The organism is Acidovorax sp. KNOB132 (genome assembly GCF_057541515.1).
Genome location: NZ_BAAJYT010000629.1, coordinates 1 through 678, shown reverse-complemented (window position 1 = coordinate 678; position 678 = coordinate 1). Strand labels below are relative to the sequence as shown.

1 pseudogene is annotated in these 678 nt (G+C 75.4%); it reads right to left on the bottom strand.

The annotated features are described in order from the left end of the window. A pseudogene (locus AC27IO_RS25105) lies at nucleotides 1-678 on the bottom strand (ATP-dependent DNA helicase); the annotation flags it as partial.

Genomic DNA, 678 nt, shown 5'->3' with positions numbered 1-678 from the left:
CCCGGCGCAGCGGCCGGGTCCGCCACCGGCTGCGCCGCGGCGATGCGGGCCAGCGCATCCAGCGCCACCTGCCGGCCCGAGGTCTTGGCGGTGAGGAAGAACACCTTGTCCAGCCGCTCGCCGGGCGCCGCCTTGAGCAGCGGGAACAGCGTGCCCACCGTCTTGCCGATGCCGGTGGGCGCCTGCGCCAGCAGGCAGCGTCCGGCGGTGGCGCTGCGGTACACGGCCTCGGCCAGGGGCCGCTGCCCGGTGCGAAAGCCTCCGAACGGAAACACCGCCGCGCGCAGCGCCGCATCGCGCGTGGCGCGGTGGGCCGCCTCCTGCTCGGCCCAGCCGAGAAAGCGCTCGCACTGCGCCTCGAAGTGGGCGCGCAGGGCGTCGGCCGTGCAGGGCTCGACCAGCACCGTCTCCTGCTGGCTGCCGATGTCGAAGTACACCAGCGCCACGTCGATCCGCGCGAGCTGCCGCGCCTGGCACAGCAGCCACCCATAGACCCTGGCCTGCGCCCAGTGCAGCGCGCGGTGCGAGTCGGGCTGCCGGTCCAGCCGGCCCTTGAAGGTCTTGACCTCGTCCAGCCGGCCCGCGGCGGGATCGAACCCGTCGGCCCGGCCCCGCACATGCAGGTGGCGGTAGTGGCCCTCCAGCGCCACCTCGCTCTCGTAGCCCGGGCCGGCGCCG